This window comes from Mesorhizobium sp. ISC15 (assembly GCF_037162615.1).
GTDB classification, from domain to species: Bacteria; Pseudomonadota; Alphaproteobacteria; order Rhizobiales; family Rhizobiaceae; genus Mesorhizobium; species Mesorhizobium mediterraneum.
In genome coordinates this window covers 6,750,755-6,764,859 of sequence record NZ_JAVSPX010000001.1, presented here as the reverse complement: position 1 = coordinate 6,764,859, position 14,105 = coordinate 6,750,755, and the positions used below count along the sequence as shown (strand labels likewise).

Sequence of the window (14,105 nt, the reverse complement as noted above, 5' to 3'; positions counted from 1 at the left end):
CGCAGCGCCCGAGGTGTTCATCAGCGCCCGGGGAGTGCCGCTGAGCCGATGGGGCTTCGCCTATCTGCTCAAACAGCATGCAGCGACCGTCGCTCGAGCGCATCCTGGCCATGGGACATGCCACTCTGACGACCACTGAAATCTACACGCGTGGTGATCCGACAGAGAAGCTCGACGCCATGGAATCGATCGTTCCACCGCATCTGCGGCGCGTCGCGTTCCAGCCGTCCGACAGCTCATCGCGCTCCTCAAGCGCCCTTCGTAATGGTGAGCCGGGTTGGCGGCGGCACACACAAGAGCGCGATCAAGTCGCTGCCAGCTCCCCATTACTAGATCTGCCCATAGTGCAGGTCATGGGCGACGCTCATTAGCTGCCGTAACCGCCACTGCCCTAAGTGCCAGGGCCTGGCTCGCGCCCAGTGGCTAGCCGGCGGTAGGCTGAGCTGCTGCCGGTCCCATACTTCCACGTGGTCTTCCCCGTCCCGGCCCAGATCGCTGAGATCGCCTTCCAGAACAAGGCGGCGGTCTATGCGATCCTGTCAAGGCCGCATCCGAGGCCTTGAGGGTGGCGGCGGCCTATCCTAGGCATCTGGGCGCCGAGATCGGCGTGGTCGCCGTGCTTCATACTTGGGGTCAAAATCTCCACCATCATCCGCATGTCCACTGCGTCATGCCGCGCGGCGGCCTGTCGCTCGAGCCTGCCACGGCGAAGGCCGGGGACCAGCGATGGATCGCCTGCCGGCCGGGATTTTTCCTCCCCGTACGGGTTCTGTCGCGCTGCGCTTCGGTGCGGTCGATTCGGACGGTCCCGGCATGCCGCCGCTGCCGACCCGGCTGATGGCGGGGCTGGCGACCCTCAAGCACACCTTCAACCTGTCAGACGAGGTGCTGTGCGAGCGCTGGGTGGAAAACCCTTACTTCCAGTATCTGTGCGGCGAAGAGTTCGTCCGCCACGCACTGCCGTTCGACCGCTCGTCGATTGACGCGCTGGCGCAGCCGCATGGGCGAGGAGCGGATCGTCGCGTTTTGCAGGAAAGCCTCAGCATTGCAGTCAAGACCGGGGCGATGAAGCCGACCGACACGCGCCAAGTGATCGTGGACACGACCGTGCAGCCGAAGAACGTGATGTTCCCGACCGACGCCAAGCTCATCCACCGCGCCCGCGAGCGGCTGGTGCGGCTGGCCAAACGGGCGGGGCTGGATTTGCGCCAGACCTATGTGCGGGTCGGCAAGCTGGCGCTGATCAAGCACCAGCGCTATGCGCACGCCAAGCAGTTCAAGCGGGCCAGCAAGGCGCTGCGCAGGCTCAAGACCTATCTCGGCCGGACCATTCGCGACATCTCCCGCCAGATCGCCGGCGATGCGGAACTGGGCGCGCTCTTCAAACGGTCGCTCTACCAAGCCTCCACCGTTCTCGAGCAGCGTCAGCGCCAGCGCGGCCGCAAAATCTACAGCCTGCATGCGCACGAGGTGGAATGCATCGGCGAGGGCGCTCAGGCGCCCTACGAGTTCGGGGGGAGGTGTCGGTGGCCACCACGCTGAAGCGCTCAAAGGGTGGCCAGTTCGCCCTGCTTGCAAAAGCGCTGCCCGGCAATCCCTATGACGGCCACACGCTCGCAGCGATCATCCCTGACATGGAAAAGACCATCGGCAACGAGATCAGCCGCGTTCTCGCCGACGCCGGTTATCGCGGCCACAACGCGCCGCAAAGCCATAAGTTCAGGGTCTCCACCGCTGGTCAAAAGCGCCGCGTGACACCGGCCATCAAGCGCCAGATGCGGCGGCGATCGGCCGTCGAGCCGGTGATCGGCCACATCAAGAACGAACACAGAATGGGCCGCAATTACCTCGCTCACACCCAAGGCGATGCGATCAACGCCATCCTTGCCGCAGCCGGTTACAACTTCTCCCTCCTGCTCAGGTGGCTGAAGGCGTTTTTGTGGCTCTTGATCGCCGCGCTCCTGAACCGGCCGAAGCAGCTTGCCACTCAGCGATCAAGATTGTTCACAGTCGACGGAGACGCGTCGTGCAGGAAATCACTGGTGCGGACGCGCCACCCTCTGGATGTTCAAGCTCCGAGCGCGTCCGATCCATGAGCGAATTGGACCGTGGGCCAGCCTCTCCAGAGGCAGGACCGCTGGACCCACCTGTGTCCTCCGCGCCGCTGACGACTCTGGCTTGCCAACTGTACGCGCTGCCAAGTCGACCGATACCCGTCATAGTGACGCGCGGGTTTCCGCCGAGAGGACGCGGAGCTTTGCCTCCCATAGCGTCTGTTGGCGACGAGTTCGTCCCTGCTGCTGGTCCACTCATCAGAGCACTGCTGCTCCCATTTCACCGTCGCCTTGGGACCGGCCGTTGCGGCTGAGCTGACGGCGTTAGCCGGCGGCCCAGGTCGGGGGCCAGCGACTCGAACTTTTCACGCAGCTCCTGCGTCAGCGCTCTTGCGTCGGCGTCACTGTCAACCACGCGGGCGTTGAGCAATATCAAGAGCTCAGTCCGTTCCTTGCCGTATTCCGTGCTGCGGAACAGTCCCCCTAAAAGCGGAATGTCCTTCAGCACAGGGACCCCGGAATTGGCTTGGTTGGTGCTATCTTGCATCAATCCGCCGATAGCGATCGTGTCGCCGTTTCGCATCGATACGGTACTCCGGAGGCGGCGCAACGAAATCACCGGTGATTGAACATTGGTAAGCGTGTTCCTGTTGCCGGTGCTGACCTCCTGAAACGTGTCGAGTGTTATACTACCACCGGCACCAATTCTGGGCGTAACAGCCAAGATCACCCCTGTATCGCGCATCTCGACATCGCCCATGATGGGTGAGTTTCCGCTTGCGATAGATTGCGATGATCGGCCGAGGATCGGGATCTGATCGCCCACCTGGATCGTGGCGGTTTGATTGTTGACCGCAAGAATGCGCGGCGCGGATACAACCTCGACCTCCCCAAGTGCGCTCAGCCCATGTAACACAATGTTGACGTCCGTGTTGGGGAACACATACGACAGACCATTTGGAACTGCTCCCAAGCTCTTGGTGGAGAGAAGATAGTCCACGCCGTAGCGCAGACCATTGTTCAGCCGCACCTCGGCGACGATAGCTTGGATGAGAACCTGTCGAGGCTTGACATCGAGTTGACGGATCGCGGTCTCCACGATCTTGTAGTCGTGCGGTGCTGCGAGCACTACGAGCGCGTTCTGTCCTGGGTCCTCCTGGATCCGCACCGGCGCCGAGAGGCCAAGACGGTTCGCCGACATTTCCGTTTGGTCCACTGGGTGCGACCTTGAGACGGTCGCATCTGGCGTTTCGGCCGTCAGACCTGGCACATTGACCGGCAGGCTGGCTCGATTGGATACGCCGCTTCCCAGCGAGAGGTTGCCGAACATTCCCGCGGGCTGTGCAGGCGGGACAGCACTGGGCGCCTCAGCGCCGAACGTTTGCGCCAGCACATGCGCCGCTTCCGAAGCCCGCCGGTAGAGCAGTGGACGCACGTGAATGTTTGCCGACGCCTCCGACGCACTATCCAGTCTTGCGATCGCCTGGCGGACTTGCTTGAGAGCTGCAGGATCTTCTGCCACAACAAGGATACCATTCAGTCGCTCTAGCGCCGCAAATTGGACAAGCCCTCTCTCTTGGCCATTTTGCGTAAACAACAAATTGAGTTCTCGCTCAATATCGGCGGGGCTCGCTTGAGACAGCGTATACAGCGCGAATGATTTGTGAAGCATGGCTTCGGTATCAAAGAGGTCGACCAGTTCCCGCACAGAACTCACGGATCCTGGCGGACCACTGACAACAATGCCTCTTCCTCCGGGCGCCAGCGTGAGACGAACACCGTTCTGCAAGTTCGGTCGGATTACCCCGATGACCTCAGCCGGATCAACATACCGCACCGGAATGATTTGAACGCTGCTCTGCATGCCGCCCGGGAGGTCAGCCAAGCGCCCCACCCGCACTCCTTGATCACCCGCAGCCAGTCCATAGCCGTGCGGCGCAAGGGCTTTGTCCAGAAGCCGCGGCACCTCACTCACGGGCACCTGCCGTGCTGTATGAAGGGTCATTTTCCCTCCAACGCCAGGATCGATGACAACGGGCATTCTCATCACATCACCTACGATATCCTGCACCACCTGGCGAATGTCGTCATTCGCAAAGTCAAGGCTCACCCGCCTGCTATCCGACACCACCGGCAGCTTCCGTTCCCCTGTGGCTGCCACTGGCCGCGCTTGCCTCTGCCCCAGCACTTCAAAGCCGTTAGTCTGCGGTCCGCGACGTTCTCCCAAAACCGCGGAGTCAGACGGGACGAAGGACGGTGCGTTCAGCAAAACCCCGCGCTCGGCAATCGCACCACTGCCGGAGCACCCCTCTAGAAGCAACAGTAACCAAGGGAAACAAATCAATGCAGTGTTCCTGCCTGCGATGGCCATCCGTTCACCCATTAAATTCACAAAAACAGAGTTGATCGCTAGGCCGCGAATACTTACCTGGTGTTTCCGATAATATTCTCCTTGGTTTTGCCATCCTTGGACAACAGGTTGGTCGCGAGTTCAACACACTGATTTAACTTGTCCATCAGCGACTGCAGGCGAATCAGCGCCATGTGCGAATCGCTATTTGCGGTATCGATGCTCGCCTTCAGGTTGGAGATAGCGGCATCGAAGTCCGACTGAACACCGGAGGTATCGGATGCTTTCTGCTCGATAGCGATGCCGTTCGCGAGCATCCACTGATGGGTATTTTGGGTCTCGCCGTGCGCGTCCACAAACTCGCCATACGACCGTACTCCCTTGTCGTCAGGCCGGTTGGCGCGTAGCGCGGCCAGAGCGGAGTTCGCGGTCTTTAGCCAATCGGTCCGCTTCTGCATTTCTTCGAATTCATCTTTAACTTGATCCTCAAGAAGATTATACCGCCCTAACTGAATTAGCAGTGCCAACGCGCTCAAGTCGCCCCCGGCCCGGGGGATATTGGACGCATCGCGAGAAAGTTGATTTGGGGGTATCACGTTTGACATTGCCACTGGCCTTTCCTGCGCAGATTAACTTGTTCCTGCTCTCACCCCATGTTGACGATCTTGCTCCTCGTGTCAGCGTCCGCGCGTCTCATCTCGGAAAGCTTGTCCAGAACGTCCTGGATCATCTTTTCATAGGCTGATTTGAATTCACTCTCGTCGTCGGCGCGAGAGCGCATCTTGGTACCCTCCGCTTCCAGCTTTGCCTTTTTCTCCTGCTCACTGGTTGCCCCCATTTTGAGGGCGGCACCTGGGATCTTACCGACCTCGGTCATGCCCGTGGCGAGGCCGCTCCAGATCATGGTCGTCTCGTGGGCGACTTGCTGCGCTCTGTAGATCCTAGTCAGGTCAACGGGGGGCGGCTGGCTAGCTTCCGGGGATCGCTCTGGGACCAGCTTCGCTTCAGGCTGCTGCAGGTCAGCCCGGAAACTCGTTTCCTTCGAACCGCTGAGCTTCGCATCGAGGCGAGTCTGTGCTTTGCTCGCGCCCTTAGTGCTGACGCGCGCACCGGCTATCGCGAAGGCGGAGGTTAGGAACGTGCCGACCAGCTCACGTATCCCAGAAGCGCGAAGCGCTCTGTAGATCCTGTTCTGGTCAACGGGGGGCGGCTGGCTAGCCTTCGGAGATGGCTCTGCGGCCAGCTTCGTATGAGCCCGAAAACCCGTTTCGTTCAAACCGCTGAGCTTCGCATCGAAGCGAGTCTGTGCTTTACTCGCGCCCATAATACTGACGCCCGCACCGGCTATCGCGAAGGCGGAGGTTAGGAGCGTGCCGACCAGCTCACATATTCCAGAAGCGCGAAGCGCCTTGGCAGCAGCTTCCTGTGCCGCAATATCGCAGTCACGCGCGGCCTGCCGGTCCAGTCTTGCAAATTCCCGGAACTTCAGACTGAGGCTGTGCAGCAACGCATCAACTGCATATATATCGACTGAGGCGAGCCGTGCTCCCAGAGCGGTTTCGGCACCATTGTTTTGGACGACGATGTCTTCCAGCGTTGGCGAACCGGCCGATGCCAACTTGAAGAGGTCGGCTGGTGTTGGTATCAGTTCGCCGTACCTCACGCCCATGCCATTAGACGTCGCGAACATAGGCAAAAAGGGCCAATGTTCATCCAAATCGCGGCCCGGCAGACGAGGGCCGCGAATGTCGTTTGCTTGTACGACAGTGTGTAGCATGCATACTCTCCTAGCGTTTTGGTAGGGCCTGGACAGCTATGATCGCTCGTCAGCCGATATGCCGTATGACGGTTGACGCGGACCGACTCTGCTCCTCGATGGCATCGACAACTCTTTGCATCATGGTCTTGATGCCGAGGACCAATTCCTGGATGCGCGCCATTTCGTCCTCTTGAAGTTGGGCCAGCTTGGTGAGGAATTTCCTGATATCCAGCGTCTCCGCCCGGACGTCCGTCGCCTGCTTCTTGATGATTCCGCTCGCGGCCCCTGCGAAGAACTCGGCTAACGAAGCAGTACCTTCGCCCGCCCGAGCCGCTGTCGCAAGGCGCTGACTTGCCATAGCAATCTTCGCCACCTTATCGCCCTGCCTTGTGATCTTCGTGGCAATGCTCGTCACCGCATTCCACCCACCAGACACGGCACCGGCACCCAAGCTTGCCAGCGAAGAAGCAAGGACGATGAAACCCGTAATGACAGTGGCCCAAATCTCGGCCTGACCCTGCGCCATCCCCAGGTCTTCGATCAGGCTCTTCGCAATGGCCTGCGTCATCTTTTCGATGACCCCCGTCTCGGTCAGGGTCCCCACGGTCACTGCCACTGCTGCAGCCGACAAGGCGAAAATCCCGCCGGTGACCACGGCCACTACCACCGACAGCGCGACCGCAATCCATCCAAATATCCTCATGGCGGTCGAACTCTTCTTCGCTTCCCTCAGCTTCTCCGCCGCGTCAGTGATCTTTCGGGCGATTTTCTCGTTCTGCTGCCGCTGCAGTTCACCTCGGTGCCGCACATCCTCCATACCCGCGGCAGTCTGGGCGTCGGCCATCTTCATCTTGAGGGCTAGAAACTTCGCGGCTACTTCCATCGCATCAAAGGCCCGTGGTGGGGGCAGCATTGGCGCCGCATGCGACGCCGGAGCACCGACAAACACCGGCGGCAGCGCAAGTTCAGCGCCCGATTTGCTGAAACCAACCGAAAAATTGTGGGTGGGTGCGTCGATCTGAGTTAGCACGCTGGTTTTAAGTCGCATTCCACCGATTGGTTCCGTTATGCTCATCTTATGCATCGCAGGCTCCTTTACGCGCTGCTTCGGACCTGAGCTGGCGCAGCATCAGCGACGCGCGCTGAGCGAAAGCCTTATGCTCCGGCTTTCCACCGCTAAGCTCCAATACGCTCTCAAGCGCGCTCACAGCAGCCGCCCGCTGATTGAGCTTGATGAGGCATTTCGCAGCGCAAAGCGGGATCTGCGGATCCTCCTTGTTCAGCAGCGCAGCCAATCCATACGCACGCAGGGCATTTGCTGAATCGCCGGACATTTGACTCGCAGCACCGAATCCGAACCAAAATCTCGGGTCCGTGTACCGGTGCATGCATAGAAAACGAAAGAAGATCAGCGCCTCGCCATTTCTACCAGAAGAATAGAAGCGATGGCCGAGCGCGTAGACTGCCTCGAGTTCGTCATCCGTGATCCCAATGACAGCTGCCAAATCCGTACGCCCTGCGATGATCTTTTCGGTAAGCCGCGCCAGTCGTCTAGCCTCATTAGTGTCCACTTCTCCACCGCCCCTCACTAACTCCTCTACCTCCTTCATAACCGCCTTAGACCCACTGCCGTACTGGTTTAACGCGCGGCGCACGTACTGGCTGCTGATTGGACGTGAGGGTCATGCGATCGCTCAGAACCGCCTGCCGCTCACATGTGTAAGCTTGCTGAAAACTCTCGTCTTGAGCCTCAACAAATGCGGAAATGGCATCGCCGGTCATGGCATAGTCGCCCAAGAGCTCAGCTTGCCGGTCGAGTTGTTCCCGACCTTTTCTCAAGAAGCTCTCCACCTGCGCGATCGTTTGCCGCGAACTCATCATCGTCCCATCGAGATCTTTGCCATCCATACGTCCACGCGTGGAATCGCAAGCGTTGTGGCAACTGACATCGGGCCCGCGCGCAAAGTTTTGATCGTTGGAGAGCAGCGACTGGTTGATGCTGCGGCGGCAAATTCCATTCCAATAGATCGCCGCATTGCAGAATGACACCATTTGTTCCCTTATAACCGCCCGATCGCCATCGACGTGATCAATGTCAGCCCAAAGCAGCAGAGCACCGCCTTGATCGGCACAGAGCGCCACCTGGACAGAGACACGGAAGAGCAGGTTCTCTCCGAGCAATTCACGGATCTCCAGTTCATTGTCCGGCACTGTCTTTGCAATCCTGCTGGTTAATCGCACTGATCGTACGCCTGTCGCCTCCAAGACGATCCCGACGCCGTCGACCGTGAGCTCAATGCGCTTTACAGCCGCGGGCGAGGCGCAAGGACGATCCGAATTCTTCAACAAGCACTCCAAAGCCACTAACAGGACATCGTCTGCCGACGCTGGTGCCACCCTCGCTTTCCCTTCTTCCACAAGCCGAGAGCCTTGCCCACATTCGGCTTGATGGCGTCTGCGCCCCAGTTCCCAGGCCCTTGAACCGCCATAGGCCCACGGATTATTGATCCAATACCCAAAATGAAACAGAACGACCAATATCGTATGGATATGTATACATCGGCAGGCATGATGGCATTGAAGCGACCAGCTGAGATGTGGACGACGAATATGCTCTCCCGTTCAGTGCGCATATGCAGAAAGTATGGACGCATATCGTCTTTATATTTGCTCCTGGCACTCTATTGAATAACATTGCAGTGAGAAATATGATGTCTTCTTGCGTGCCAACCGGTCGGCAAAATCCTTTATTGACGTGGCTGCCGGCGTGTGGATTAGCCGTCCCGGGTGCAAATTGAGGATGAAACGGAATGCCGGTCGTTGCGGGAGCGATTTGAAGAAGCTGTAGGCGCGTTAGAATCGGTCCGTAGCAGATGGCATGGTCACCCGAAGATGACGCGCGACTTGGCCAGAGAAGGGAAATTCGATATACGATGTCTCGTTCGTGTACCTCTGTGCCATCTGAGAGTCGCACTGAAATTGGGGTCGGCTTACGGCGCAATCTTGCCGAAGCGGCATTCTTGGCTTGCATTTCGAACGACGTAGTGCGGGCCAGGCGGATTGCGAAAGGACTTGACGCTCTTGCGCCGGGCAGCAGGGAGTCCGTTATCGCTTACGCCGTTGCGGATCTGACGGTAGGAAATATCGTGGCAGCGCTTGAGCAGCTCCGTCCGCTTTCGGAAACCAACGACGCATATGGGTTGGCGTTCAGCGCGCTGGCTCTCCATCTTTCCGGACGGCTCAGCGAGCGCGATGCCGTGCTCAGGCGGGTTACGGTTGGAAATCCCGATGTCGATGGACTCGTTGCCGCTATTGGCAAGAACTCGATCGGACATGCTGTGGAGAGGGACATCTGATGAACGTGAACAGCATCAACCCAGCGGCGCTGACGTCCGTTTTGCCAACGGACACTGCATTTGTGTCGGAAACATCGACTGAATCCCTGGACGCCTTTCGCGCCGAATTCAACCGGCCCGAATTGCCGCCGCAGCACGACAGGTCAGCGACCGGTGCAATCGACCAATCGACCGAGGTGGCGCGCGGATCTGGCGTCGCCCGCACACCGGGAGACGCCATCCTCAGCAGCATGGAGAAGCTAAGCGCCAGCTTTACCCACGCCATCGAAGCCGCTCATAGCACAGCGGGTATGGAAGGAATCCACTCAGGCGATTGGCTGAATGCACAGCTCGCGATCTCAGCTTTGTCCCTACAGTGTGACCTACTGGCCAAGGTGGTCGGCAAGGCCACGCAAAGCCTGGATACTTTCCTGAAAAACCAATGATCTACGCTGGTGGACGGGTGTGACATTCGTACTGAAGTGGCTGGCGACATTTCTCTTGTTGTTGACGCTGGGGAGCTGCGGATCGAAGCTCGAGCTGTACCGCAATCTTCCGGCGCACGAAGCGAACGAAATGCTCGCACTGCTCATGAGGCAAGGCATCTATGCCGAAAAAAGCACGGACGACAGCGGCAACGCCTCATTGTCGGTAGATATTAAGGATGTTCCCACTGCAATGGAACTGTTGAACGGCGCCGGACTGCCTCACGACCTCTACGTCGATATGGGCAGTCTTTTCAAGAAAGAAGGCATGATCTCATCGCCGACAGAAGAGCGCGTGCGCTACATTTATGGCATCACACAGGAGCTGTCGCGGACCCTGTCAGTCTTCGATGGCGTGCTCAATGCCCGGGTCCATGTGGTGTTGTCACCCGAAGAGACGGGTGATGGTCGACACCAGTCCTTGCCGTCGAGCGCTGCCGTCCTTGTCCGTTACGCACCCGGCACTACCGTCGATCAGATGGTACCGAAAATCAAGGAGCTCGTCGCAAACAGCTTGGAAGCCCTATCCTATGAAAGAGTCTCCGTCGTGCTCGTAGAGGCGAGCCAGAATAAGCCATTATTGCGTTCCGTCGATAGAACAGCCGTCGTCACGACAGAAGACAGCGGCACAGCCCATCTGGTGATCGGGCTTGTATGCGGCATAGCGGTATTGCTGATCGGCAATGGCGTCCTCGGGTTCCTGTTATGGCGTCGCCTCCGTCAGACCTCCGCCATAGCGGCTCAATGAGATTAACCGAAATTGAACAATTCATCAGTGATCCGCGGGACAGCAGCAGTATCGGATGAATGGCTTGAAGCACCGTGGGCGAGAGCCGTGATGTGCTGCATTGCCGATCCTGCCGCTGATCTCGATTTCACAATGGCGCATGGTTGGCCCGAATGGATGCCCCTGGACAAGGTCCAGACGGACCCGTTCACTCGTATTAAGCTTGGAGGCTGGCTCCTTCGTGGGCAAAGTGATGAACCGTCCGCCATCATTTTCGCCGGTGCGGCGCGACGAAGCCGGCTCGCGTTCCTCCCCGCGCCGGACGCCGTGCGCCTCATGCGCCTGGCCGGCGCCTGGGTGGGTGCATCCGGCCTTACAGGACTTCTTCGGACGACCGATATCGCAGCGGTTCGCGCGGCCCTCGGTGAAGAAGCCGTCACATTCGCTTCGCAAGCCGCACTTCTACCGCGACCGACTACCAAACTGATGTCGGCGCTCGGTGCTTCTGACATTCCGCCCGCGCCCAGCGCTTTGCTTCAATGCGGCGCGGCGATGTTCGGTCTGGCGATTGGTGGCATTCCGCAAATGCTGCGGACTCGGCTAGGCTTGCGCCGTCCCGCGCCAATCTGGGCGACGGCGGTTGAGAACTGTCGTGACGACAGTGCTGGCGAGGACGCATTTCATGCGATGCGGCGCCTGGTCCGTAAGAGGATGCCGACATGGTCGCGCTGGTTCAACTGACACCTGCATCGGCCGGTATCCTCGGCCCTGGGCGAATCTTGTCGGCCGGGAGCGCACAGGCACTGGTGGATGCCGAGCAAGTGCTTACGCAGTCACGGCGCGAAGCCCGTGCGCTCATCGATGCCGCGCGCGCATCCGCCCGAGCGATCGAGGCGAGGGCCAAAGAGGCTGGAATGACTGCAGCACAAGCGGCGATCGATGCCCGCTTGACCGCGATCGCTACGGAGTCTCTGCGGATTATGGCGCAACATGAGGAGCAGATCATAGAAATGGGTCTGCAGATCGCGCGCCGGATCATCGACACCGTCGAGCCGGTGGAGGCGGCGGTGCAGATCGCTTTGCGCGGTCTGAAATTCGCGGGCCACAGCTCCCTCGTCCGGCTACGCGTGGCACCGTCGCTCCTCGAGGAAGTCCGCAACCGGTTGGACGATATCCTCCCGACGGCGACATCGCGCACCGTCGTCGACCTGATTGGCGACGCGCGCGTAAATGATGCCGGATGCATTCTCGAGACCGATGCCGGACTGGTCGACGCCACGATCGAGAGCCAGCTTGCCGCGATTGAAAGTGGCCTGCGTAACGGCCTATCAGTCTCTGCAAAGCCAGACAATTGCAACGTTCCAAAAGCCTAAGTGATGTCCGAGCCAGCCGAGCCGACGAACGCCGTTATTACCCCCGAGCACGAGAACATCGATCCTTTCTTCCAGCGCGCAAGAAGAGCAGTTGCACAGGCGTCGACAATGCGCGTCCGCGGACGTGTCCTCCACATCGTCGGAACGGTAATCCGTGCCATGGTGCCGGGCGCCCGCATTGGCGACCTTTGCACTCTCCGCAATCTGGAGAACGACTTCGAACTGTCGGCGGAAGTCGTCGGCGTGCAGTGCGATGTCGCCATTCTGACACCGCTCGGGGAAATGCAGGGCCTCTCCACGCTCACTGAAGTGATCCCAACGGGAAAGCCCCTCATGGTTCCGACCGGCTGGAACCTGCTCGGGCGCGTACTCGACGGTTTCGGGCGACCTTTGGACGCATCCACCAAGGGGCCCTTGCTTCCGGAAGCCCGCATGCCTGTCTACAGGGACGCACCGGATCCCTTAACCCGTCCTATCATCGACAAGACTCTTCCTGTGGGCATACGGGCGATCGATGGTCTCCTAACGTGCGGCGAGGGACAGCGCATGGGCATTTTTGCCGCTGCAGGCGGGGGCAAGAGTACCCTGATGTCGATGCTGGTGCGTGGCGCAGCGGTCGACGTGATCGTGATAGCTATGATCGGCGAGCGTGGCCGGGAGGTGCAGGAGTTGATCCAACACAGTGTCGGCGCAAAGCGATCACGAGTAGTTTTGGTCGTTGCCAGTTCCGACCGCCCCGCAACGGAGCGGGCCAAGGCGGCCTATGTCGCCACGACGATCGCCGAATGGTACCGCGACCAAGGACAGCGTGTGCTCCTTGTCATGGATTCGGTGACCCGTTTCGCGCGTGCGCTAAGGGAGATTGGTCTCGCGGCCGGTGAGCCGCCGACCCGGCGTGGCTTCCCGCCATCAGTTTTCGCCTCCCTGCCGCGGCTTATGGAACGCGCTGGGAAAAACCATCGGGGGTCCATAACGGCCTTCTACACCGTGCTCGTGGAGGGCGATGACATGGCCGAACCGGTGGCCGATGAAACCCGATCCGTCCTTGATGGTCATATCGTGCTCTCACGCGCCCTGGCGATGTCGAACCAGTATCCCGCTATCGACGTTCTGGCGAGTGTCAGCCGCGTCATGAGCGCTATCGTGTCGTCGGAACATGAGCGGTTGGCGGGCAGGCTACGGGAGCTGATGGCCAAATACCATGAGGTAGAACTGTTGGTACACGTCGGCGAGTACAGGGAAGGAGCCGAACCGCTCGCCGATGCAGCGATCGCAAGGATAGATCGCATACGGACCTTCTTGCGGCAGTCGACAAAGGAGCAGATCGGCTTCGACGCAATGCTCGATGAGCTTGCCGTGTGTCTGGCATGATTCCCGGAGCCGTAGATCGCCTTCTCGAATTGAAGACAATGCGGCGCCGCCGGGGCGAAGATGCGCTGCGCTTGACGCACACCACTCTCGACAATGCTGTCTCGGCTGTCGCAACCGCCTTGACCGATCTTCACGGATGGCGCGAAGATCTTACCCGTCGCGAAGCCGCGCTATATGGTCCATTAATCGGGGAAGCCGCCGCTCTCATTGACCTCGAAGAGGTGAACGCGGAGATGATCTCGCTGCGTGAGCACGAGCAGCTGCTGCAAAAGCGCCTCGAACAGGCTAGGGCAAAAGCCGACCTGGCTCGGCAGGCACGTGAGGAGGCATACAGTGCGGCACGTGAGGCGTGGCGCGAGGTAAGCAAATTCGAGGATCTCATTCGAGCCTTGCGCACCGACGCCACCCTGGAGGAGAAGCGCGCAGCGGATTTGGAATTGGAGGATTTTGCCCAGGTGCGGAACAAGAGCGGGGAGCAAGATAATAATCTCTCGGTGAACCTGCATCGGATGTGGAGCGGCCATTCGTTGTCCGTGATTGGCGGATCGCGATTCCGCGAAATTCCGGAAAGCGATTCGGTGCTCGATTTTCGCCTGCGCTGTCCTGGCGGTTGGCATCGCTCGCAATGACGTTGAGAGATCATGCCAGAGA

General features: G+C 59.6%; 13 protein-coding genes and 2 pseudogenes. 8 read left to right on the top strand and 7 right to left on the bottom strand.

All coding sequences use genetic code 11. From position 1 onward, the window contains the following. Nucleotides 1-369 precede the first annotated feature (369 nt). Both RPG13_RS32450 and RPG13_RS32445 read left to right on the top strand, forming a co-directional pair. A pseudogene (locus RPG13_RS32450) lies at nt 370-778 on the top strand (IS91 family transposase); the annotation flags it as partial. Nucleotides 779-780: 2 nt separating this feature from the next. Further along, nucleotides 781-1,955 (top strand): annotated as a pseudogene (locus RPG13_RS32445) (IS5 family transposase); the annotation flags it as partial. A 379-nt stretch (nt 1,956-2,334) separates the two neighbouring features. On the opposite strand, the gene RPG13_RS32440 reads toward RPG13_RS32445, so the two are convergent. The 7 genes from RPG13_RS32440 to RPG13_RS32410 all read right to left on the bottom strand — a co-directional run bounded on the left by RPG13_RS32440 (nt 2,335) and on the right by RPG13_RS32410 (nt 9,498). Beyond that, nucleotides 2,335-4,425 (bottom strand): secretin N-terminal domain-containing protein, encoded by a 2,091-nt coding sequence (locus tag RPG13_RS32440; protein WP_337126922.1) that lies wholly within the window; start codon nt 4,423-4,425, stop codon nt 2,335-2,337. Nucleotides 4,426-4,478: 53 nt separating this feature from the next. Continuing rightward, a complete protein-coding gene (locus tag RPG13_RS32435) occupies nt 4,479-5,015 on the bottom strand; it encodes a hypothetical protein (RefSeq protein WP_127208158.1) in 537 nt (178 codons plus the stop codon). Between the two features lie 35 nt (nt 5,016-5,050). After that, a complete protein-coding gene (sctB, locus tag RPG13_RS32430) occupies nt 5,051-6,181 on the bottom strand; it encodes a type III secretion system translocon subunit SctB (protein WP_337126921.1) in 1,131 nt (376 codons plus the stop codon). Between the two features lie 49 nt (nt 6,182-6,230). After that, nucleotides 6,231-7,247 (bottom strand): type III secretion system translocon subunit SctE, encoded by a 1,017-nt coding sequence (gene sctE / locus RPG13_RS32425; RefSeq protein WP_337126920.1) that lies wholly within the window; start codon nt 7,245-7,247, stop codon nt 6,231-6,233. Continuing rightward, complete coding sequence (locus RPG13_RS32420; RefSeq protein WP_189522611.1) at nt 7,240-7,734, bottom strand: SycD/LcrH family type III secretion system chaperone; 495 nt, start codon at nt 7,732-7,734, stop codon at nt 7,240-7,242. The genes sctE and RPG13_RS32420 overlap by 8 nt, the downstream gene beginning before the upstream one ends. Before the next feature lie 46 nt (nt 7,735-7,780). Then, nucleotides 7,781-8,509: a type III secretion system chaperone gene (locus tag RPG13_RS32415; protein ID WP_337126919.1), complete on the bottom strand. Its 729-nt coding sequence runs from the start codon at nt 8,507-8,509 to the stop codon at nt 7,781-7,783. 644 nt (nt 8,510-9,153) lie between these two features. Then, the gene (locus RPG13_RS32410; protein ID WP_337126918.1) at nt 9,154-9,498 is read right to left on the bottom strand and encodes a hypothetical protein; all 345 of its coding nucleotides are present in this window, start codon (nt 9,496-9,498) and stop codon (nt 9,154-9,156) included. A gap of 20 nt (nt 9,499-9,518) precedes the next feature. Here RPG13_RS32410 and sctI point away from each other — a divergent pair, with 20 nt between their 5' ends. From sctI to sctO, 6 genes are read left to right on the top strand one after another with little or no spacing between them, the layout of a single operon-like run. Further along, entirely contained in the window at nt 9,519-9,944 is a 426-nt protein-coding gene (gene sctI, locus RPG13_RS32405) for a type III secretion system inner rod subunit SctI (protein ID WP_337126917.1), read from the top strand. Nucleotides 9,945-9,963: 19 nt separating this feature from the next. Continuing rightward, the gene (gene sctJ / locus RPG13_RS32400) at nt 9,964-10,731 is read left to right on the top strand and encodes a type III secretion system inner membrane ring lipoprotein SctJ (protein ID WP_337126916.1); all 768 of its coding nucleotides are present in this window, start codon (nt 9,964-9,966) and stop codon (nt 10,729-10,731) included. A gap of 12 nt (nt 10,732-10,743) precedes the next feature. Further along, a complete protein-coding gene (locus RPG13_RS32395; RefSeq protein ID WP_128177498.1) occupies nt 10,744-11,451 on the top strand; it encodes a hypothetical protein in 708 nt (235 codons plus the stop codon). After that, nucleotides 11,430-12,083 carry a FliH/SctL family protein gene (locus RPG13_RS32390; protein ID WP_337126915.1) on the top strand — a complete coding sequence of 218 codons (654 nt, stop codon included), beginning with the start codon at nt 11,430-11,432 and terminating at the stop codon, nt 12,081-12,083. Before RPG13_RS32395 ends, RPG13_RS32390 begins: the two co-directional genes overlap by 22 nt. A gap of 3 nt (nt 12,084-12,086) precedes the next feature. Beyond that, nucleotides 12,087-13,454 carry a type III secretion system ATPase SctN gene (gene sctN, locus RPG13_RS32385; protein ID WP_337126914.1) on the top strand — a complete coding sequence of 456 codons (1,368 nt, stop codon included), beginning with the start codon at nt 12,087-12,089 and terminating at the stop codon, nt 13,452-13,454. After that, a complete protein-coding gene (sctO, locus tag RPG13_RS32380; RefSeq protein ID WP_337127092.1) occupies nt 13,451-14,083 on the top strand; it encodes a type III secretion system stalk subunit SctO in 633 nt (210 codons plus the stop codon). Before sctN ends, sctO begins: the two co-directional genes overlap by 4 nt. Nucleotides 14,084-14,105 lie beyond the last annotated feature (22 nt).

Coding starts and splice junctions, on each gene's coding strand:
- RPG13_RS32440 (WP_337126922.1), bottom strand. CDS start 4,425: ATGGCCATCGCAGGCAGGAACACTGCATTGATTTGTTTCCCTTGGTTA.
- sctB (WP_337126921.1), bottom strand. CDS start 6,181: ATGCTACACACTGTCGTACAAGCAAACGACATTCGCGGCCCTCGTCTG.
- sctE (WP_337126920.1), bottom strand. CDS start 7,247: ATGCATAAGATGAGCATAACGGAACCAATCGGTGGAATGCGACTTAAA.
- RPG13_RS32410 (WP_337126918.1), bottom strand. CDS start 9,498: ATGTCCGATCGAGTTCTTGCCAATAGCGGCAACGAGTCCATCGACATC.
- sctI (WP_337126917.1), top strand. CDS start 9,519: ATGAACGTGAACAGCATCAACCCAGCGGCGCTGACGTCCGTTTTGCCA.
- RPG13_RS32390 (WP_337126915.1), top strand. CDS start 11,430: ATGGTCGCGCTGGTTCAACTGACACCTGCATCGGCCGGTATCCTCGGC.
- sctN (WP_337126914.1), top strand. CDS start 12,087: ATGTCCGAGCCAGCCGAGCCGACGAACGCCGTTATTACCCCCGAGCAC.
- sctO (WP_337127092.1), top strand. CDS start 13,451: ATGATTCCCGGAGCCGTAGATCGCCTTCTCGAATTGAAGACAATGCGG.